The 19,578-nt window shown below is 35.7% G+C and carries 16 protein-coding genes and 1 pseudogene; 7 read left to right on the top strand and 10 right to left on the bottom strand.

All coding sequences use genetic code 11. The features are described from left to right. Positions 1–388: 388 nt before the first annotated feature. The 4 genes from ACFRAK_RS17115 to ACFRAK_RS17100 form a co-directional block, all read right to left on the bottom strand. Positions 389–526 (bottom strand): hypothetical protein, encoded by a 138-nt coding sequence (locus tag ACFRAK_RS17115; protein WP_387706723.1) that lies wholly within the window; start codon positions 524–526, stop codon positions 389–391. Positions 527–665: 139 nt separating this feature from the next. Next, positions 666–1,049 (bottom strand): YkvA family protein, encoded by a 384-nt coding sequence (locus ACFRAK_RS17110; protein ID WP_387706721.1) that lies wholly within the window; start codon positions 1,047–1,049, stop codon positions 666–668. A 281-nt stretch (positions 1,050–1,330) separates the two neighbouring features. After that, complete coding sequence (locus ACFRAK_RS17105; RefSeq protein ID WP_260285096.1) at positions 1,331–1,735, bottom strand: DUF1259 domain-containing protein; 405 nt, start codon at positions 1,733–1,735, stop codon at positions 1,331–1,333. A 186-nt stretch (positions 1,736–1,921) separates the two neighbouring features. Continuing rightward, on the bottom strand, positions 1,922–2,176 hold the full coding sequence (locus tag ACFRAK_RS17100) for a hypothetical protein (RefSeq protein WP_394572135.1): 255 nt from the start codon (positions 2,174–2,176) through the stop codon (positions 1,922–1,924). A gap of 398 nt (positions 2,177–2,574) precedes the next feature. Between ACFRAK_RS17100 and ACFRAK_RS17095 the strand changes: the two genes are divergently transcribed. Together ACFRAK_RS17095 and brnQ are read left to right on the top strand one after the other, a co-directional pair. Next, the gene (locus ACFRAK_RS17095) at positions 2,575–4,254 is read left to right on the top strand and encodes a NucA/NucB deoxyribonuclease domain-containing protein (RefSeq protein WP_387602698.1); all 1,680 of its coding nucleotides are present in this window, start codon (positions 2,575–2,577) and stop codon (positions 4,252–4,254) included. 734 nt (positions 4,255–4,988) lie between these two features. Then, complete coding sequence (gene brnQ, locus ACFRAK_RS17090; RefSeq protein WP_394572158.1) at positions 4,989–6,332, top strand: branched-chain amino acid transport system II carrier protein; 1,344 nt, start codon at positions 4,989–4,991, stop codon at positions 6,330–6,332. 150 nt (positions 6,333–6,482) lie between these two features. Here brnQ and bla read toward each other — a convergent pair whose 3' ends face one another. Continuing rightward, entirely contained in the window at positions 6,483–7,415 is a 933-nt protein-coding gene (gene bla, locus ACFRAK_RS17085; protein WP_387602703.1) for a class A beta-lactamase, read from the bottom strand. Between the two features lie 302 nt (positions 7,416–7,717). Between bla and ACFRAK_RS17080 the strand changes: the two genes are divergently transcribed. Together ACFRAK_RS17080 and blaI are read left to right on the top strand one after the other, a co-directional pair. Further along, positions 7,718–9,529 carry a BlaR1 family beta-lactam sensor/signal transducer gene (locus ACFRAK_RS17080; protein ID WP_394572156.1) on the top strand — a complete coding sequence of 604 codons (1,812 nt, stop codon included), beginning with the start codon at positions 7,718–7,720 and terminating at the stop codon, positions 9,527–9,529. Then, entirely contained in the window at positions 9,510–9,890 is a 381-nt protein-coding gene (gene blaI / locus ACFRAK_RS17075; protein ID WP_260285099.1) for a penicillinase repressor BlaI, read from the top strand. Before ACFRAK_RS17080 ends, blaI begins: the two co-directional genes overlap by 20 nt. Positions 9,891–10,574: 684 nt before the next feature. Here blaI and ACFRAK_RS17070 read toward each other — a convergent pair. Together ACFRAK_RS17070 and ACFRAK_RS17065 are read right to left on the bottom strand one after the other, a co-directional pair. Beyond that, positions 10,575–11,084 (bottom strand): MepB family protein, encoded by a 510-nt coding sequence (locus ACFRAK_RS17070; protein ID WP_387602705.1) that lies wholly within the window; start codon positions 11,082–11,084, stop codon positions 10,575–10,577. 138 nt (positions 11,085–11,222) lie between these two features. Further along, entirely contained in the window at positions 11,223–12,074 is an 852-nt protein-coding gene (locus ACFRAK_RS17065; protein WP_387602707.1) for a LysR family transcriptional regulator, read from the bottom strand. A gap of 195 nt (positions 12,075–12,269) precedes the next feature. On the opposite strand from ACFRAK_RS17065, the gene ACFRAK_RS17060 reads away from it, so the two are divergent. Further along, complete coding sequence (locus ACFRAK_RS17060) at positions 12,270–13,520, top strand: MFS transporter (protein ID WP_394572134.1); 1,251 nt, start codon at positions 12,270–12,272, stop codon at positions 13,518–13,520. A 156-nt stretch (positions 13,521–13,676) separates the two neighbouring features. Here the strand turns inward: ACFRAK_RS17060 and ACFRAK_RS17055 are convergent, their stop codons facing one another. From ACFRAK_RS17055 to ACFRAK_RS17045, 3 genes are all read right to left on the bottom strand, one after another. Next, a complete protein-coding gene (locus ACFRAK_RS17055) occupies positions 13,677–14,126 on the bottom strand; it encodes a GNAT family N-acetyltransferase (protein WP_387602711.1) in 450 nt (149 codons plus the stop codon). Positions 14,127–14,440: 314 nt separating this feature from the next. Next, positions 14,441–15,832 (bottom strand): VanZ family protein, encoded by a 1,392-nt coding sequence (locus ACFRAK_RS17050; protein ID WP_394572133.1) that lies wholly within the window; start codon positions 15,830–15,832, stop codon positions 14,441–14,443. A gap of 633 nt (positions 15,833–16,465) precedes the next feature. Next, entirely contained in the window at positions 16,466–16,726 is a 261-nt protein-coding gene (locus ACFRAK_RS17045) for a DUF5412 family protein (RefSeq protein ID WP_394572132.1), read from the bottom strand. Positions 16,727–16,945: 219 nt separating this feature from the next. On the opposite strand from ACFRAK_RS17045, the gene ACFRAK_RS17040 reads away from it, so the two are divergent. Together ACFRAK_RS17040 and ACFRAK_RS17035 are read left to right on the top strand one after the other, a co-directional pair. Continuing rightward, positions 16,946–17,557, top strand: coding sequence for an undecaprenyl-diphosphatase (locus ACFRAK_RS17040; protein ID WP_394572131.1), 612 nt, complete (start codon positions 16,946–16,948; stop codon positions 17,555–17,557). A 404-nt stretch (positions 17,558–17,961) separates the two neighbouring features. Further along, positions 17,962–18,723, top strand: a pseudogene (locus ACFRAK_RS17035) (COG4705 family protein); the annotation flags it as partial. Positions 18,724–19,578 lie beyond the last annotated feature (855 nt).

Below are 19,578 nucleotides of genomic sequence, written 5' to 3'. Positions count from 1 at the left end.
CGTATAGATTGTTGTTTATTTGAACAAAGCCAACCGTTAGCTCTATGTTGACTAACCGCTTCACCAAATGTCCTTTATTAACCGAATCATCATTCTTGGTATAAACATTAAGATGTTCCAAGCCACTTCAAATAAGAGCTCAATTAGGCTTTCTTTAAAAAAGCCGTTCTGCCTTTCTTTTTTTCTTATTTTATTTCTCATCTTCTAACTCCTAATAATTCAATATTTATTTAAATTATGATCCAATTTTCTTTGTGGTAATAAATATATGGTTTGATATAAAACTCCCTCCTTTACTTCATAAATTAATCTTCCAACAAGGTATCAATCTTTGTTTAACTATCCTGCCCCGATAGTTCCATAGGAGAAAGCCGTTGGTTAAAGAACGTTATTTTTTATCTCTAATTCCTTCTAAAATTTCTATTACACGATTGTTTTGTTTTTCTATATTTTTTAATCTTTTTTCAATAATATTTGAAGAAAAAAATACAATAAGTATAAGAGCTATCCCAACCAATATATCCATATTTATCCTCCAGAGTTCATTTTATATTTAAGAGCACAACTCAATTAACCTATATTTCCCAGATCGATTATACAACTAACCTCCCCTTTAGAGAAAAAGCTGCCTTAATGACAGCTCCGATCATAAGCTAACACACCCGTTATTTCATTAAGCGATAAATATCTTTAATAGCCCATATTATAATCAAGCCCCAAATCAATACTATTATAGAGCCCACTATCCAATTCTTCGGCTTTCCGTTTTTCATCATTTCCTCTGCCTTAACTTCACAGTCGGTTAATACATTCTTTCGTATCAGCTTTAATGCAATCATTATCCCTATCGGAACGAGAATTACATCGTCTAAGTAGCCAAGAATTGGTATAAAATCAGGTATTAGGTCAATCGGACTGAAAGCATAAGCTACAACACAAGCCGTAAATACTTTTGCATACCAAGGCACCCTTGGATCTTTACAAGCAAAGTAAAGGATAAAAATCTGTCGTTTTAGATTCCTCGCCCAGGTTTTAATTTTTTTGAACATTTTATCTCCTAATAATCGTTAAGATTTTATTTTCATTATAACAAAATAAAAATTACTAAAGATTGTTATTTCACTAGCCTGCCCCGTTAGCAGCATAAAGAAAGAGCTGCCTTAAAGACAGCTCCGATCTTCAGCTAAACCACTCGTTCGTTCATTAAGAAAATCAATTCTTAGTAAAGAATCGCACCCGATTGTTGAAGAAAATCTTTTGTACACTATACTCGTAGTGAGCTATTTTACTTGTACTAGAATTGCGTCCTTTTCATATAACTAAAACTTTCCTAAGCAACGGGATAACTGCGTAAAAATGAAAATGAGTGTACCATCTTTTTTGCAAAATTTAATGGAGGCTCAATAGATTGAATGTGAACATACATAATTAAAGGTTCAGTAAATAACCAGTGATTATGTAGGGCACTCACAATCAATCCCTGTTGGACAATTGAATAAATAAAACTAGGAATCTCTTCTTGTAAAACAGCGATTTCAGCCAAATTTAATGCATTGCCACTTTGATCCAATGATTCAAATAAGACTCCTGCCGGCACAACAGAACTGCTTTGGCGCCCTTGAACTATCACCTTAAAATCGCGGTGTAATGATACAGAACAACTACCTTGATTTACGTTACTTTTTCCTTTTAGGAGAGTAGCAAATTGTTCACAAATTGAATCAAAGTTATTCATCTAACTGGCCTCCCTTTACTAATAAAATTATGTTGTTTGACACTGTATTATGTTTAAAGAAATCCCCTTTCCCGTACAATCTATCAGTTTCCATATGAAAACACCGACCCAGAAACTGAAATAATCAAAGATATTCTTCCTAAACTGATAAGCCATAACCAAACAAAGCAAATCCTTTTCTATTTTTCAAACGATCCAAACGACGACCAGAGAAAAATTTGCCAAGGTTTCTGATAAACCATCTACAATCCCAATAATTAAAGGGCCAGACGAAGCAAGAATGATTGGGATTAAAAGAGTCACCATATAGGTGCCAATATCTGTAAAAAAACAACGAAGCTTAATATCCAAATGTTGCTGTTTTTCAATTCGAAACCGCCCCTTAAATATAAATTGCTGATGATCAGCTCCCGGTAATGAACTAATCACCCTTTCGTTCAAGTGAACCACTTCACAATAATGAACGAGAAGCATTGAAATCTGTACGTTTGAAATATTTAAGCTTATTCATTGTTCTCCTCTTCCTTGTTTTTTCCACATCCCTGCTTCGAGTGTTACTGAACAATCGCCTTAATCATACCTTCGTTTTTAACTAACTTTATTTATTGCAGCATCTTTATTGTCATTAATATTATCAGGTCTTTTGGATCGGCCACCATCTTCCTATTTAAAAAGAATTTAGTAAAAAATGTAGGTTGATTGCATTATTTAAATTGGAAAGTATTGTCAAACATTTTATTTTGTAGTAACCTATCAGCGATTTAAATCGCACCGAGCTAATAGCGCACTAGTCCATGGGTAATAAACAGCTGTTACTTTTCAATAAGGGAGGAATTGTAATGTCCCGGTTACACAAGCGTTGTTTTACAATTGTCCTTGTCATGCTTTTGACCCTTGGCATCTATGCACCTGTACAGACACAAGCAACTTCAGCAGGTGGAGGGTACTGGGTCCCAGACGACAAGATCAAGCAGGCAACCGAACTGATGAAGCAAGGCAAATCCCTCGGGGAGCTTGAAATCAAACAAGATCAAGTCCAGCAAAAGGAAGGCATTCAGACATTGGATGAATTGATGGAGGTCGACCAGCAAAGTAAAGCAACATACAGAGCGAACTTGGCACCTCCGATCAAGACCGCGGTCGGATGGGTGCCCCCGGAATTTGACTATGATCATATCCTGACTGTAGATGAATGCCGTAGAAGTCCTGACAGCAGTTCAGAAACAGGGTATATCAAGAACCGTTATTCCTTCTGTTGGTCACATGTGGCAACATATCAAGTCCCTGTAAAATGCATCGCTGGGATCTGTATAAACGCAGGGGTTCAATTTCAATTCACGGAAATAGGTTATGGTTCCAACCAAAGCCGGAACATGAGAATCTATTATACACTTGACGATATCATCGTGACCGATCCAGCTTTAAATGGAGCCAAGTTGAAAATCGATATGGTATGTGAATCGAAATTGAACGCAGGTGACTGTAAAGAGGATCCCGGCTATCCACCGACGGAACGTACGATCGCCCACTGGAAAAACACGAACTTCGATACAGAAATCTTCACCTCAGAAGCACCCCCAGCAACTGATTCAAATCCTGACCAGTTGGGATACATGGAATTTTGGCCGAAACTCACCCTTACCCATTCAGCAAGGAAATACAAAAAAAGCATAGATGGCATTAAACAGACCGTCCGTTATGACTCTGCAAAATACATGTTCGCTTTCCCAAATCAATATTTCCAGCAAGGAGCCGTATTCAGCAAAGCCACACCGGTCTTCAATGTCCCGATCACGAAGCCGGAATTCAAAATGCTAACTGAAGCCGGCCAGCATTGGAAGGACGCTATGGACCACCCAGAACAGACAAAGCCTCAAATGGTTGGAAAGAACATACCGGGAGCCGTAGGAGAAAGCACTCTGACACGGATGTATACAAAACGTCATCAGGATGAATACAACCGTAATAGGAACAAGACAAGGAGGATTTGTGACCGGGAGTTCGGAGATGAGGATCGGACAGGAAAGCAGTGTGACGAATATCCTTTCGCTTCCACCTGGGAAGGTTCATCGACGAACGGATCGGATAATTTTTCTGTAAGAATGATTTCCGCTGATTCGAACGGTGCTGCCGGGACCTGGCTTGGTGCCTGGTACGCCTATGACCGGATTCTGGATGGGGATGCTTTTAATGTGGAGGTCGAAGCTCCTGAGAAAATCGCGACGATCCGATCGGAAGGTCAGCCTCAGGACGGCCAGGATAACCGATCAAGTGATAACTTCACGATCGGGAACATCCCTACTTACGCGACCAAGTTACAATGGAAAATCGTCGACGGTCCTAAAGATGCAAAATTCGATGTCATGAAAGACATCAGCTTCGGTATCGACGAAACGATTTTCTATGATCTTACAGACGGGTCCGAGTCAGAAATCAAAACGAGTGAAGATTTCTATATCGCCAGACCGGAAAACACCGATGGAGAAAGCTTCACTGTCGAAGTCTATGCAATCCCTTAATAATGGAAGATTAGTTGAATAAAAGACGAAGGCTAGTCAATAGAGCTTGGAGACTGCAATCTAAGCTCTTTTGACTAGCTATTTATAGTGACTACTACCATCATATCCCCGATAAGTAATAAGCAAATAATGCATGTTTCACAGATGACATTCCAATTAATTCCCAAAAGTCTTTTTCATGTTTAAGTGTCCTATTATTCTCAACACGCATTTTTGCATTTTCAAGCGAGTTGAAATCACTCCTTAATTTATGTCTGCATTAATTCTCTTCTATATTTAAATCTCCTTAATTCTTGTTTCACTAATCTGTTACGTTGTTTTTTCACAGCTGCCACTTTTATCCCCCTCCAATGACAACTTTATTTCTTGTTTTTTTCCTCCTTTGTATCCTTTAAAGAAAAAGAAGGATGTATTACAATATATCAATAGTTATAAAATGGTATTTCAGTTAATGATTACATATCACTAATAGGGGGCTAAGTAGGGGAATTTTCTGCATTTCATAGCGATTATCATTGAATCGTAATCATGGTAGTAACAACAATTTGCTTGTCTTAAAAAAAGAACCTTATTGCCTATTAAATTAGGCCGCCCAAAAGGAGAAACTTAAAATTTATATTAAAATCAATTTATCAGGTCATAATACAACCTTATGTATTTAGTCTGTTATCAATTTTTTGAAAATTATTTCTTTTTTTAATAGTAAAATTCAGTTCTTTCATGGAGGTTTTAATTTGGCTACTAGAGTACCATCTTCATTTATATTAGTAATTGGTTTAATGTTATTTGCTCTATTTTTTGGGGCAGGAAATTTAATTTTCCCGCCAATGCTTGGTCAATCAGCAGGAATGAATGTCTGGCAAGCAAATGCAGGGTTTTTATTAACAGGAGTTGGCTTACCGTTACTTGGTGTGTTAGCACTTGGTTTTTCGGGGAAAGATGATTTACAGTCGTTAGCAAGCCGGGTCCATCCTGTATTTGGTATTGTATTCACAACCGTCCTTTATTTAGCCATTGGACCTTTATTTGCTTTGCCTAGATCAGGAAACGTTTCTTTTGAAATCGGTGTAAAACCTTTTTTGTCAGACAATCCAGGCTCTGCCCCTTTACTTATTTTCACAATCATCTTTTTTAGCATTACGTGCCTTTTTTCGATCAATCCCGCGAAAGTTGTCGGAATTGTCGGGAAAATATTAACACCAATCAAGATAACGTTCATTGGAATCCTGGTAGTGGTTGCTTTTAAACAGCCAATCGGAGATTTTCAAGCACCTGTTAAGAATTATTCAGTTCAACCATTTTTTAATGGGTTTAGAGAAGGTTATTTAACAATGGATACGCTTGCCTCTTTTGTTTTTGGCATCATCATCATTAATGCCATTAAAGAAAAAGGTGCTAAAACAAAAAAACAAATTATGGTGGTTTGTGCAAAAGCAACTGGAATTGCTGCCTTTTTCCTGGCAACCATGTATTCAGCTCTTTCTTATATGGGTGCTTCAAGTGTAGAAAAGCTTGGGCACCTGGATAATGGAGGCACCATCTTGGCAAAAGTCTCCGATTATTATTTTGGAGCTTATGGAGGGATATTATTAGGATTAATGATTACAGTAGCTTGTTTAACAACAAGCGTAGGGCTTGTTACATCCTGTTCTTCATTCTTCCATAAACTATTTCCAAAGGTACCTTACAAAACAATTGCTATTAGTTTATCTATTTTTAGTGCCATAGTTGCCAATATTGGGCTAACCCAGTTAATTGCTGTTTCCATTCCTCTCTTAACAGCTATTTATCCATTAGCCATTGTATTAATATTCTTGACATTTTTCCATTCTTTATTTAAAGGGAAGGCTGAAGTGTATCAAGGAAGCTTACTTCTAACATTTATAGTCAGTTTATTTGATGGATTAAATCGAGCTGGCATACACTTTTCTTCCATTAATAATTTTTTTAATGAAATTCTTCCTATGTATGATGTCGGACTGGGGTGGATCATTCCAGCGATTGTTGGAGGATTTATAGGGTTTAGCAGTAGCATACTACGAGGAAAGTTCGGTCTTAATCCCCCAACCAGTAGCTAAATAAAATAAGGTCAACCAGTGATTTTCTACTGGTTGACCATTTAAAATTGTATATTGAAGCCAGGAACTCCCTGTTTCCACGTATAAGGAAAGACATCACCATAACAATCGTTTTGGGAATGAATCTACTAAAAAAGGCTGCTTAACGTTCTATTTATTTTTGACTTTAAGGGCCTTTATTACCTCTTTTGTGGCCTCAGCAATAAGGTCGTCGTTGTAATCGGCATCTTTTTTATCACGACTTGAAAGTACAGCAAGAACAATTGGGTCTCCTTTCGATGGCCAAATGATCGATATGTCATTTCGCGTACCGTATGATCCTGCTCCAGTCTTATCAGCCACTACCCAACCTTTCGGAACTCCAGCACGAATTAACGCATCTCCAGTAGTATTTCTCTTCATCCAATCTATTAAAAGTTCACGTTTCTCAGTTGGAAGTGCATCTCCCAATGTAAAAGCCTGAAGACTAGTGGCTAGTGCTCTTGGTGTACTTGTATCATGCGTTTCACCAGGATTAACTTCATTTAAATCTGGCTCAAGTCGCTCAGGGTTGGTGACTTTATCCCCGATTTCCTCCAGTGCCTTTTTAAATCCAGCCGGGCCGCCCAGTTGTTTAAGGATAAGGTTTCCAGCAGTATTGTCACTGTATCGAAGAGAAGCATCAGAAAGCTCCTTAAGAGTCATCCCCGTATCGACATGCTTTTCTGTGATCGGATTATAATTAACAAGATCCTCACCTGTATAGGTAATTCTTTGATTAAGTTCTTCTATTGATTTCTGTTGTAAAAGTGCTCCTACAGCTAGAGCCTTATGAGTGGATGCATAAGCAAAACGCTCTTCAGGATGATAGGTCACTGTTTGGTTTGTGCCAGTATCCAACGCAAAGACACCAAGTTTAGCATCAAATTTTTCTTCAAGCTTAGCAAAAGCATGGTTATCGGCAGTTTCTTGTTTTTTAGGTTTAGTTAATTCCGTATTAACGTTATCGTTTGAACAACCTACAAGTGTTGCACATGAAAGAAATAGAACAGGCATAATTTTTCTGAATGCGGAAGTACTAAAAATGTTGCTCAATGATTTCATAAGATTCAACCTCTTTCTAAAATATATTTATTATGTATTCTCCTGGGATAGCAGCCGGATCTTTAACTCTTTGTTCATGGTGATGCAGACCTCCTGATTATTTGATTAGACTCTTATGCACGAATTGAAAAAAACAAGGGGTTTTAACGGATTACATTTGTAGTCTTATTACATCTGTAGTACAGTATTACATATGTAATCAAATAAAGTCAATTCTTTATTTTTTCACCCTAAAGCCGCTATAAATATGCTATATACCTGTTTTTAAAATTTAAAAGTCAAGAGAGTTGGTATTGAAGGACATGTATTTAACCCATTTTATAATAGGTCTATTGGTGTCTTCATTTTCCGTTGCTGTTATTCTGCTTATACGAAAATGGTTTGGAAGACGATTAACAGCAAAATGGTACTATCATTTGTGGATGTTTCTTTTTATGGCTTTAGCACTTCCATTCATACCCACTGATTTATATAACTTTAGTACCCTCTTTAGCAGTGGGGATACATATCAGACTAATGCACCCAGCTCTAATATGAAAATGACTGGAACTGATATGATACAAGGCCTGCACCTAATACAAGACTTTTCCGTATCGGTCAATCGGCCGGACCTGTCCTTACTTAATATTGGAGTGGTGGGTTTATGGATGTCAGGGATGCTTTTATTTACCTTTACTATGGTTCGTGGATGGCTAACACTTAGAAGGATAAAGAATTATTCTTCTCCGTTTTCCAACCAAGAAGCTCTCGTGCTTTTCGAAGAATGCAAAAAAAGACTACAGATTAAAAAATCAATAAAGATTGTCATTTCTAAAAGAGTCCAATCCCCAATGATATTCGGACTTTTTCAAACATATATCGTCTTACCTTCCCAGCATGAAAACTGGCTTAGCTTGAAAAATTACGAGTATATCTTTCTTCATGAACTAAGTCACTATAAAAACAAGGATCTGCTGACAAATTACGTGATGTTGTTCTATCAAATCATTTATTGGTTTAATCCCCTTGTCTGGCTCGCTTTTAGAGAAATAAGATTGGATCGGGAAATCGCATGTGATGCATCAGTTTTACAGTTACTAGATGATCATTCATTTAGTGAATATGGAAATACAATCATTAATTTTTTGGATCTTTCAAAACGGTCAAGTAAACTACAAATGGTGACACATTTAAATGGTTCGAAGCTTCAAATCAAAAAACGAATTGAACGAATTTCTGCCTATGAACATTCCACAAAAAAATCAATAAGAAAAAGTGTCTTTATTTATGTGTTGGCCAGTATCATTTTGACAATCCAATTACCTTTCGTTTCCGCATTTGCGACGGAAAACGACCGATACTATTTTAATAATGATGGAGTGGTTTCTGAGGATTTACATCCATTCTTTAAAGGGTATGAAGGAAGCTTTGTTTTATATGATCATGCCGCACAGCAATATCGCATTTATAATGAAGAGAAAAGTACATTGCGGGTATCACCTGATTCCACATATAAAATCTATAGTGCCTTATTTGCACTAGAATCAAATGTGATATCTCCCGAAGAATCCACCCTTTCATGGGATGGGACGGAGCAACCCTATGACGCTTGGAATATGGATCACGATGTCTCATCTGCTTTACAAAATTCTGTAAACTGGTATTTCCAAGCATTAGATCGCAGAACAGGATTCGAAACAATACAATCCAATCTACAAGCGATAAACTATGGAAATTCCGATGTATCTGGGGGATTGGGTGAATTCTGGCTCGAATCCTCATTGAAAATCTCTCCAGTCGAGCAGGTCCAACTGCTGCAAGCCTTTTATTACAATCAATTAGGATATAAGGAATTGCATAGCCAAGCTGTGAAGGAAGCCCTACTCTTAGAAAAGAATGAGGAGGCTCGCCTATCAGGGAAAACAGGTACAGGAACAGTGAATGGAAAAAACATCAATGGTTGGTTTATCGGGTATGTAGAGACGAAGAACAATACTTATTTCTTTGCTACCAATATACAAAATGAAGATGATTCATCTGGAAGCAAGGCGGGAGAAATCACTTTATCAATTTTAAAAGATTTAGGAATCTATCAAGAAAATGGTGGGGAGAAAAATGGAGAAAAACATTCCTAGCATATCAGAATCAGAATGGGAAATCATGAACGTGCTTTGGGATAAAGCCCCTCAAACAGCAAATGACATCATCGTTTCCTTACAGGAGAGTAGCCAGTGGAAGCCGAAAACTATACGCACTCTTCTCGATCGATTAGTTCAAAAAGATGTAGTAGGTGTCAATAAAAATCTAAGAGTTTACACCTTTTACCCGCTCTATACACAGGAAGAGTGCCGGCGTGCCGAGACCGAATCATTCATCAACCGTATCTATGGAGGTACCTTGAAATCCATGCTTGTCCAATTCATTCAGGAAGATACCCTATCTGATGATGATATCAATGAACTACGCTTTATTTTAAATAAGAAACCTAAAAAGTAATACTATAAAAAAAGCGATTTGGGAATTTTTCCAAATCGCTTTTTTCGGTCGAAATCGAAAGAGCTGAGGACATATTTCTCATGTAATTATCGCTTTCTTCTCTGTAAATACTACGCCCGTTAGACATAAACTAAAAAACAAGTGCAGAGCTACATACGAAAGGAGCCATTAACGATGAAGAATGTATTTATTCAACTAACCTGCCCCGTTAGTGCCATATGACTTATTGAAGAGTTGAAACAGACTATGACGCAAATGAGAGGGTACGAAATTTAATTATAGGAGTTCGATCTGTTTTGCTTCTTATGTTGGGATAAACGATAAAGGCCACTAATGAGGTAGTACAGAAAGAAGTAACCAAAAAGAATAATGGTAGGTACTATATTGGTAAAGATATTTATAAAAATAAAACCTAAAATGAGAAAAGTTAAAGAAACTATAAAATAAAATTTAAAACTTTTATTTCTATTCAACAAAATCACCCCTAACTAATTTTACCATTAAAAAACTTTTTTAGAAATAATCCTCACAGACGAAGACACTATGCTTGTTGAACTGCCCTGCCCCTTTAGTTGGGATAAAGAAAGAGCTGCCTTAAAGACAGCTCTGATCTTCAGCTAACGCACTCGTTAGTTCATTAAGAAAAGCGAAAATTCTTCAAGAAGCGCGCCCGATTACAGAGGATTAAAAAGAATAGAGTTCTAATATTTTTTCTAAGGGTAATTTATCCGGATTACACATGTCAACAAAATAGGGTAACTGCCATTTTTGAGTTTTCATCGCTTGATTACTACTCGGACTATCCCAGCTAGGATAAACTCTTATTGCCATTTTGCCCTTTGTTGAAGTAGACCTAAGAATGTTCTGTTTTAAAAGAATTTCTTTTGGGAAAATAAATTGACCAAACTCATTTTCATTTTTAAAGGTAGTTATAACTAATAAATCAGGGGCTTCCTCATATAAGTAGGGTTGATTTTTATTATTTTCGTCTTTTTCCCAAAATGCAACAAACTGCCCTACTTTGGTAGGGGTTATATTCGCAACTCTGAATCGGACTGTTTTAGAAGATAATTGAAATGTACCAGCACCATACTTAGAATTTTGTTTCTCTTCTTGAACTGACTTTACAGTTAAGTGATTCGACTCATAAATCATTTTATTTACATAAGTTAATGCTGTAAGAAAATTATTCATTTCTTCACTCCTAAATTTCAAACAAAATGGCCCAATTATTGAATAAAGATCAAACAGTACTCTTCAACTATCCTGCCCCGATAGTTACATAAAAAAAGAGCCACCAAAGCAACTCTAAAGATAAAACCCTTTTTATAATTAACCAATCGTCTTCAGAACATTTTTTAATTGTACGATATTGTTCTGTTCGCCGTCGTTCATCTTATAAACAAAAACGGTATTAATGACATTGTTAAAGCTTAATTTGTAATAGTGAATGTTTGTATAGTTATATAAATCTATAAGCTTAGTATTCAATACTGCAATGGTATTGCTGATTTGCAAAAAATCTTGGATACTACTGATTGATTTTATTTCCTTTAATTTATATGGTATTTGATTATTCATAAGCCATTCGGTCACAGCTCTTGTATACATACAACCTATACTCAATACGAGCAATGTAATAGGTGTTTCCCAATCAAAATTGATGATATGGTCCTTACTTGAAATGACCTCGAATGTTTCAGTTGCAACGATGTCATAAGTTAAGTCGGGATATTTCTTAATAGGTTCACTAATGAGTGCACAATCTAATTCGGAATTGTGCACTTTTTGGTTTATGGCATTACTGGAATCTACGGCGAAATCCACATCCATTTGAATGTCGTTCTTATTCAAAGTATTCGCGATATGGGCACCATAGATTTTCAAGGTTGTATGTGATGTGCCAAAATCCACTTTAGAGTTAGTTTGAATGGCACCAATGTTTTGTAAAAATTCTTCGTACTCTTGTGAAATAAGTTGAAGATAGTTTTTATATTGTATTCCTACGCTAGTGATTTTCAATCCTTGGGGCGTGCGTTTAAAAACAAGTTTTCCAATTTCCGACTCTATTTTTTTCACTTTAGCCGTAAGGGCGGATTGAGTATAGTTCGTGATTTCTGCAGACTTACTTAAATTTTGACGGTTTAATATTTCAATTTTCAATGCTATTTCTTTGATGTTCATATAGTTGGCACACCCTATAAAAAAAATTTATGAACCCTATCATTTTCCTCCATTTTACGCTTCTGGGAAGTCAGAGTAAACTCTAGTTAGCTTAATAAGTAAGGGGGACTAGATAATGCTAGAAGCTATAAGTAAGAATTTATCCCAACGAATTATTATTGAATGATACATCAAGCATAGGGGGAGAATTTCTTAATGCATACATATTATAAATGGTTAATCGTATTGGTGGCCACGTTATCACAAACTGCAGCAACCTTTGTGACATATGGCATGGGACCCATCGCTGCATTTTATCAAATTGAATGGAATTTAACACCACTTCAAACAGGCTTCATTGTTTCAGCGGTCAATATTGGTCCGATGTTTTCAATGCTGGCGTTCGGTTACTTGATGGATAAAAAAGGGGAAAAACACATTATCGGGTGGGGAACCATTTTATTGGGCCTCTCAGCTTTAACGCTAGTTTTTGTTAATGATTATATTGTATTGCTACTTTTATTATTGTTGGTCGGTATATGGTACGGAAGTGCTCAAACCGGTGGAAGCACGGCCATCGTAAAATGGTTTCCAAACGAACATAGAGGTCTGGCTCTAGGGATAAGACAGACGGGAATACCGATTGGAGGATCTCTTGCCTCTGCAGTTTTATCCTATACATATTATCATTTCAATTTGTCATCAGTCCATGTAGTACAAGGGATCGTAGCAATAATGGGAGGGCTGATCTTCTTATTATTATATAACGAACCAGAAAGAACGAGTGGAACGAGATCAACCTCGGTCGGGTTCAAGGAGAAAATGAATGTCATCAAAAATAATAAGGAGTTATATCCGATGTATATAGTGGGTGTTGTGATGATGTCATTACAGATGATTATCATTGCACATTTTATGAGTTATTTGCATAACGAAGGGAGCTATTCATTAACAGAGGCAGGAAAATATTTAAGCGTCGTTTTAATAGGTGGTATGGTTGGACGGGTAGTCATCGCATGGGCGAGTGATCAATTCTTTGAAGGTATAAGGGAAAGATTATTGCTTATTGTGATGGCTGTTACCGTAATTCTTACAGTGATGCTGCCACTCATCATGACTGTTGAAATGGAAATATTGATGCTATTATTTTGTTTTCTTTTGGGTTTTGTAGCCATTGGTTGGTATTCCATTTTTATTGCTTGTATCACAGAACAATCGGATTCACGTTTTATAGGTTTAACGGTGAGTTCAGCATTGACATTAAATCAATTATTCATTGTCATAGCACCCTCTTTATTCGGATTAGTAGTTAATCTATTGAACAGTTATCAACAAGCCCTATATTGGGCCGGAATATCTGTAGCTTTAGGAGCGATTAATTTATACAGAGCAAAAATAAAAAAAAGAATGGATCATAGGATCACCACAAAATTTGATCAAATTAATACAAATAACCTTGATAAATGAATAAATAGAAAGGGCATGTTTTGAAAAAAGATTATCAAAACATGCCCTTATACTACTATTAAATTGGATTATTCTTTTATAAAAACGCTGATCTTTTTTTGTCTTCCTTAATCAACTAACGCACCCGTTAGTTTAAGTGTTATACTTCACAAATTATTAAAAAATATTTAATTCAAGAAATTCATCAGTTTCCATAAAACCAAACTTCTTATACACTGGTCTACCCATTTTTGAAGCCCCAAGCCATATTTGTGAAATACCTGAAATCTTAACTTCATCAACTAATTTAGTTAACAGCTTTGTTGCGATTCCTTGCCCACGATAATTTTCATTAGTATACATATTTGTGATATAAGCCTTTTTTCCAGTCTTATTGGTGTAACAAGGTGGAAATTCATAAAAAATTACTGCACCACAAGCTATAATTTCTTCATTATCTTCCACTAGCCATTGAATTAAAGTACCATCACTTAGTTTATTTTTAAAGAAAACATATAGTTCTCTATCAATATCTATATTAGGTTCTATCCCCTCATCAACTAATTGCTTTTTTCTTAACTCGACCAATTTATCAATATCATCGACATTTGCTTTACGATATTTCAACTTCTCACAACTCCTTTATAAAATTACAACTGACCAGCCCCATAGCATAATTAATTCTCATCATTTTACCATCTTATTAAACTAAACTGCCATTAAGTTATTTATAAGAAAAGTGAACCTTTTTCAAGAATCGCGCCCTTTAATTGAATAACCAAAATTTGGTTCCAACCCTAAAATCATTTCATTTAGTTCTTCTTCAACTAATAATCTACTCTTGTTCAACTGACTAAAATCTTTTCTATTTATCTTTTATGAGTTTTTTAAATTTGTATTGCCTAACCCATTAGAATTGCTATTATTAGCAATAAAGTTTTCTAGATTCCTGGAATTAAGATAGTCATATCCTTTCCATCTACTGTACTATAGAAATCATAAACAGGTTGATAATAGCCTTTGGAATCTAAATAGTAGCTTACCTCTACTTTATGGATCTGTAGGGTATCTATCTTGTTATTTCTAGTGAAAATTTGAAATTTCCCCTTTAAAACTTCTTTATACGCTTCTTGTTGACTCTTTATTTGAATATCTTTTACCTTGTCGTAGGTAATTAATTGGTCCTCAATTTCCTTCACCGTATTATCATTATAATAATTTGCTGTTAAAACACCGTCTATCAACTGGTTTCTTCTTGCCTTTTTATCTACTGTCCACTCATACATCCCAGTATCAACTTTTTGAAACCTAGCATCTTGTGGAATATCTATGCCAAACTTTGTTAGACTTTCTTTTAAGGTTTCTTCATCTATATCTTTAGGCTCTATATCTTCATCCAACCTTGAAAAGTCCAAGAAACTATAACTTCCATCTAGGAATTGGAATGACAAATGATAAGAATTCTCTCCATTAATCCGATACATTCCTTCATCCGGATAAGAAATATCCTCCATGTCCGATGTATCTATATGCATTCTCTCAAAAAAATTTTGGACAAATTCATCAGCAGAAGCCTTTGTATAGCTTGGCGCCCTATAAACCGGAACTTTTCTTCTATGATCCTCAAGCTGTACATCAATAGTGATTGTTGCATTTGTTGTATTAGTTCTATGAATTGGCACGATGGAGAGATTTCCAAATTCCTTCAAACAGTAGTATGCAAACATGCTTCCGGATAGGATAAACACTAGCAATAAAGGTGAAAAGTAGAACAAGGATCGCTTTATTCCCTTTTCTTTGATTGTAATAAAGCCCATGATGATACCATATCCAATGATGGCGCCCAGAAGATTATTAAATAAATCGTCAACATCAAAAATGCCGTATCCTGTTATTAACTGGACACTTTCAATGGAAAGAGTAAAAAACGCTGCCGTCCCGATTGTCCATACTGCTTTTTTAAAACGTGAATGCAATAATGGGAAAAGGATACCGAATGGTACAAACATGAATATATTTAAATACACGAACTGCCAATGCCTTACACTAAAACTATACCAAGCCTCGCGATATGAACTAAAAAAAGATAAATCCATCCCACCTTGATAATTTGCACCTCTATTCAAAAAAGTGACGCCAATAACCATGATGACATAGCCAGTAAACAATCCTCCAAGAAACAACTGCTTCTTGGGAAAGTTTTTCTTCTCTCCAAAAGGTTTTCTATTTACAATGAAATACCCTAGAAATAAGATAATCCCTAAAACAATTACGGCTATTAATGCCAGAAAAAAATATTCCCTAACTATACCAATAATTTCTTGTAACCTCATTTTCTATCTCCTTCATGCAAACCCATGAATTGTGTTAATTTTTGCTTACCTAGCACCTTTCATTTCTATACAGTATCATTTCTTAAAATACTCAGGAATATTAGGTTTTTCCAACATCGCTTCAACTCTCTAATACTTAATAAAAATTTCAAGTGTAATCCTTAGCAACTCCCATTTTCTAACATTATCTCCAATTTAGCTGCCAAGTGTTGTTCCGTTAAATGGCCCAATTGTTGAATAAAGATTAAACAGCACTCTTCAACTATCCTGCCCCGGTAGTACCATAAGAAAAAGGCTGCCTCAGCAACCTTCTTTATTGAAGTAAAGCACCCGGTAGTTCAAGAAATAAATTCACTAAAAAGTTTTTTTGATTCTTTCTTTAAACTCTTTAAACAAATAACCAAAACCAATAAATATAAATACAAAGGAAACAAATCCAACGATTTTAGAAGGATAATAGTCTCCAAAGAAAGTAAGAAAATAAAATAGAAAACCAAATGATATATAAATTGATGCAATAAGATGCCTCATATTCCCCAATCCTTAATTTAATAAATTTATAATTACCATTTTACTCTAATTTTGTTAAAAATAATATATTCCTTATGAAACTAACCTGCCCCGTTAGTTGATTTATAATTTTCTTCTACTCCCTTCTGAATCATAAGTTTCACTTGGGACTTCTAATTGGTGACCATTAATTATTACGGTATCATTATCAACCCATTTTATATTTGCTTTTTCTTCATGATAGTTCCAATAAATATTCTTTGGTTTTCTTTTCTCTTTATTAAAATTTATAAGAACACTGAAATCTGTTGTTGCTCCTCCAGATGAAACATAAGCTTTAAGCGTATAAGTTTCATCTGGGGAACCGTCGCTTCCAAAATACATCAAAAGTCGCTTTGCACATGCAATTGCTTACTATTTGGTTTTTGCCTTCATTTTTAAAAGACTATAGCACTAAACTCGCATTTATTTTTCTTTTTTAATTTATTTTTAACGTAATTTTCATAGGATGTTCAGGTTCCTTCGATACACTTAGAATGCTGTTTCTGGTCAACTTGATTTTAAATGAGAAACCAAAACCAAATAAGCAAGGAGATGAACAATATGAACTATGAAATATTTCAATGGATTAACGGTTGGTCCGGCCATTTCTCTTATCTAGATAGAGGAATGATATTCATCACTAATAGCGTTCCTTATGTGGTAATCGCACTTATGTTGTTCCTATGGTTTATTGCAAACAAAGAAAAACGAGCGGAAAAACAGTACACAGCTATATACGCTGTTTTTTCTTGCTTACTTGGATTGTTCATAAACGCAATCCTTCACCTTGTCTACTATCATCCACGTCCATTCGAGGCACACCATGTTCATCAGTTAATACTGCATCCTGCTGACTCTTCGTTTGTAAGTGATCACTCGGTATTAGTATTCTCCATAGCATGTACGATGGTGCTACGAAACGACTCGTGGAAATATCCCGTATTAGTATGGGCTATTATTGTTGGCATTTCGCGTATATTCGTCGGAGTCCATTATCCTGCAGACGTGATTGGTGGCGTCCTTATTTCATACGGGGCAAGCATATTCGTTATGCAGTCTTCCAAAAAATTGGAGCCTTTGGTACAAGTAGTGTTCTACATGTATGACAGAGTAACGAAACACATCCCTTTCCTTGCTAAGTACAGCCATAAAGACCTAAGTCAAGAAAGATAAGGATTTTTTCTAATGGAAAATCGGCTGTAATAAGAGTTGAAATCCTATGGTTAATTGATAAACAGACTTTTCTTATTATGGGGAAATGTTGTATTTTCTATTTTTGTCAGAGATGGAGATTGCTTTGTAACAATGACCACTTCCAAAAAGGAGATGAGTTCCATTAAAGAAAACTTAGCATTTTCTGAACAAACTGAAATGGTCCAACCTTCAGGTCTGTAAATGATAAGCAAAGAATCACAACTCACCATATTTTTTGGAATCGTCAAGATTATGGCAACCACTGTGGGAGAAACAGCCCCAGACTTCCTTAATGATTAACTTGGATTTGGATGGGCATCCTTATTTAGAGAGAGAAATAAAATTAAGTTGTGGGAAACCACTTTAAAGAAAGGAAATTATATATGCAAGAAAACCAACATAAAATGAAAATTCTACTTAACAAAGTGCCACAAGTGACGATTTTCTTTTGGATCATCAAAGTTTTGTGTACAACTGTTGGTGAAACATTTGCTGATTACATCAATTTCAACATTGGACTTGGTTTAACTCTTACTACCATTATTATGGGAGTTGCGTTTTTTATTGCATTGTTTTTTCAATTTAAAGCAAACAAATATGTTCCAGCCATTTACTGGGTAACAGTTGTTCTTATAAGCGTATTTGGAACACTTGTAACGGATTATTTGACAGATAATATGGGCGTACCACTTGAGGTTAGTACAGCTGTATTCTCGGTGTTACTGGGACTGACTTTTCTATTTTGGTATCTTAGTGAAAAAACACTATCGATCCACTCGATTTTTACTAAAAAAAGAGAAGTTTTCTACTGGCTTACGGTCCTTTTCACCTTTGCACTTGGAACAGCGGTCGGCGATTTATATTCTGAACAACTTGGTTTTGGTTATCTTAACACAGGAATAGGCGTTGTTATTATTATTGCTCTTGTGTTCTTAGCTTATAAATTTTTGAAACTTGACGGAGTATTAGCTTTCTGGATTGCTTATATTCTAACTCGTCCGCTTGGAGCGTCAATTGGAGATTACCTATCTCAACCAAAAGTAAATGGCGGATTAGGACTCGGGACAACCGTTACGAGTGTGATTTTTCTTATCGCTATTTTAGCAATCATCGTTTTCCTTGCCGTTTCAAAAATTGATACAAATGCTAAAAGTGATATAGCGGAAACAAACCAAAGTAATGCAAATAAGAAACATGTGCTAACACAAACGATTGTTGTACTCGTAATTTTCTTAGTTGTTGGTATAGGTGGTTATAACTGGCGCAGTAATAATATTGCATCACAAGGTGCTGCAGAGCAAGCTACATTAGCGGGTCAATTAAATGATTTTGTTAAAATTGAAAATGATATGCTAAACGCTGTAAATAAAAACGACTTTGCTTCAGCAAAAAAAGGCGCTGATAATTTGGAACATCAGTGGGATACACAAGAACCTAAGCTTCGAAATATTGATAGCACTACATGGACAAAAATTGATGGAACAATTGACTCTGTACTAGCAGCGGTTCGTTCTTCAAAACCTGATATTAATCAAAGCAAAACAGCACTTACTAATTCACTTAGTGTCTTAAAAGGTGCAAATAAATCAACATCAAAATCTGGCGCCTCACAAACTACATTATCTGGACAGTTAAACGATTTTGCAAAAATTGAAAAAGATATACTAAACGCTGTAAACAAAAATGACTTTGCTTCAGCGAAAAAGAGGGCAGATGAATTAGAACATCAATGGGACACACAGGAACCAAATCTCCGAAAAATCGATGGCGCTACATGGACGAAAATTGATGGAACAATTGATGTTGTATTAGCAGCAGTTCGTTCATCGAGTCCTGATGTAAACAAGTGTAAAACAGCACTTAACAATTCACTTAGTACCATAAACGCAGCAAATAAATAATAATCTTAGGAATCGCCAATCGCGGTTCCTTTTTAAATGGAACCCTTATTAAACTAACCTGCCCCGTTAGCGCCATAAGAAAAAGCTGCCTTAAAGACA

It is taken from the genome of Peribacillus sp. NPDC056705 (genome assembly GCF_043656335.1).
Note: the sequence above shows the minus strand (reverse complement) of the source record. Positions and strands in the feature narration are given on the sequence as shown.

Excerpts from the sequence above, each read along its gene's own strand:
- ACFRAK_RS17095 (WP_387602698.1), top strand. The coding sequence starts at position 2,575 with ATGTCCCGGTTACACAAGCGTTGTTTTACAATTGTCCTTGTCATGCTT.
- ACFRAK_RS17045 (WP_394572132.1), bottom strand. The coding sequence starts at position 16,726 with ATGTATTTTGGAAGCGACGGTTCCCCAGATGAAACTTATACGCTTAAA.
- ACFRAK_RS17040 (WP_394572131.1), top strand. The coding sequence starts at position 16,946 with ATGAACTATGAAATATTTCAATGGATTAACGGTTGGTCCGGCCATTTC.
- ACFRAK_RS17105 (WP_260285096.1), bottom strand. The coding sequence starts at position 1,735 with ATGAATAACTTTGATTCAATTTGTGAACAATTTGCTACTCTCCTAAAA.
- ACFRAK_RS17065 (WP_387602707.1), bottom strand. The coding sequence starts at position 12,074 with ATGAACATCAAAGAAATAGCATTGAAAATTGAAATATTAAACCGTCAA.
- ACFRAK_RS17110 (WP_387706721.1), bottom strand. The coding sequence starts at position 1,049 with ATGTTCAAAAAAATTAAAACCTGGGCGAGGAATCTAAAACGACAGATT.
- bla (WP_387602703.1), bottom strand. The coding sequence starts at position 7,415 with ATGAAATCATTGAGCAACATTTTTAGTACTTCCGCATTCAGAAAAATT.
- ACFRAK_RS17050 (WP_394572133.1), bottom strand. The coding sequence starts at position 15,832 with ATGAGGTTACAAGAAATTATTGGTATAGTTAGGGAATATTTTTTTCTG.
- ACFRAK_RS17115 (WP_387706723.1), bottom strand. The coding sequence starts at position 526 with ATGGATATATTGGTTGGGATAGCTCTTATACTTATTGTATTTTTTTCT.
- ACFRAK_RS17070 (WP_387602705.1), bottom strand. The coding sequence starts at position 11,084 with ATGAATAATTTTCTTACAGCATTAACTTATGTAAATAAAATGATTTAT.
- ACFRAK_RS17060 (WP_394572134.1), top strand. The coding sequence starts at position 12,270 with ATGCATACATATTATAAATGGTTAATCGTATTGGTGGCCACGTTATCA.
- ACFRAK_RS17080 (WP_394572156.1), top strand. The coding sequence starts at position 7,718 with ATGTATTTAACCCATTTTATAATAGGTCTATTGGTGTCTTCATTTTCC.
- blaI (WP_260285099.1), top strand. The coding sequence starts at position 9,510 with ATGGAGAAAAACATTCCTAGCATATCAGAATCAGAATGGGAAATCATG.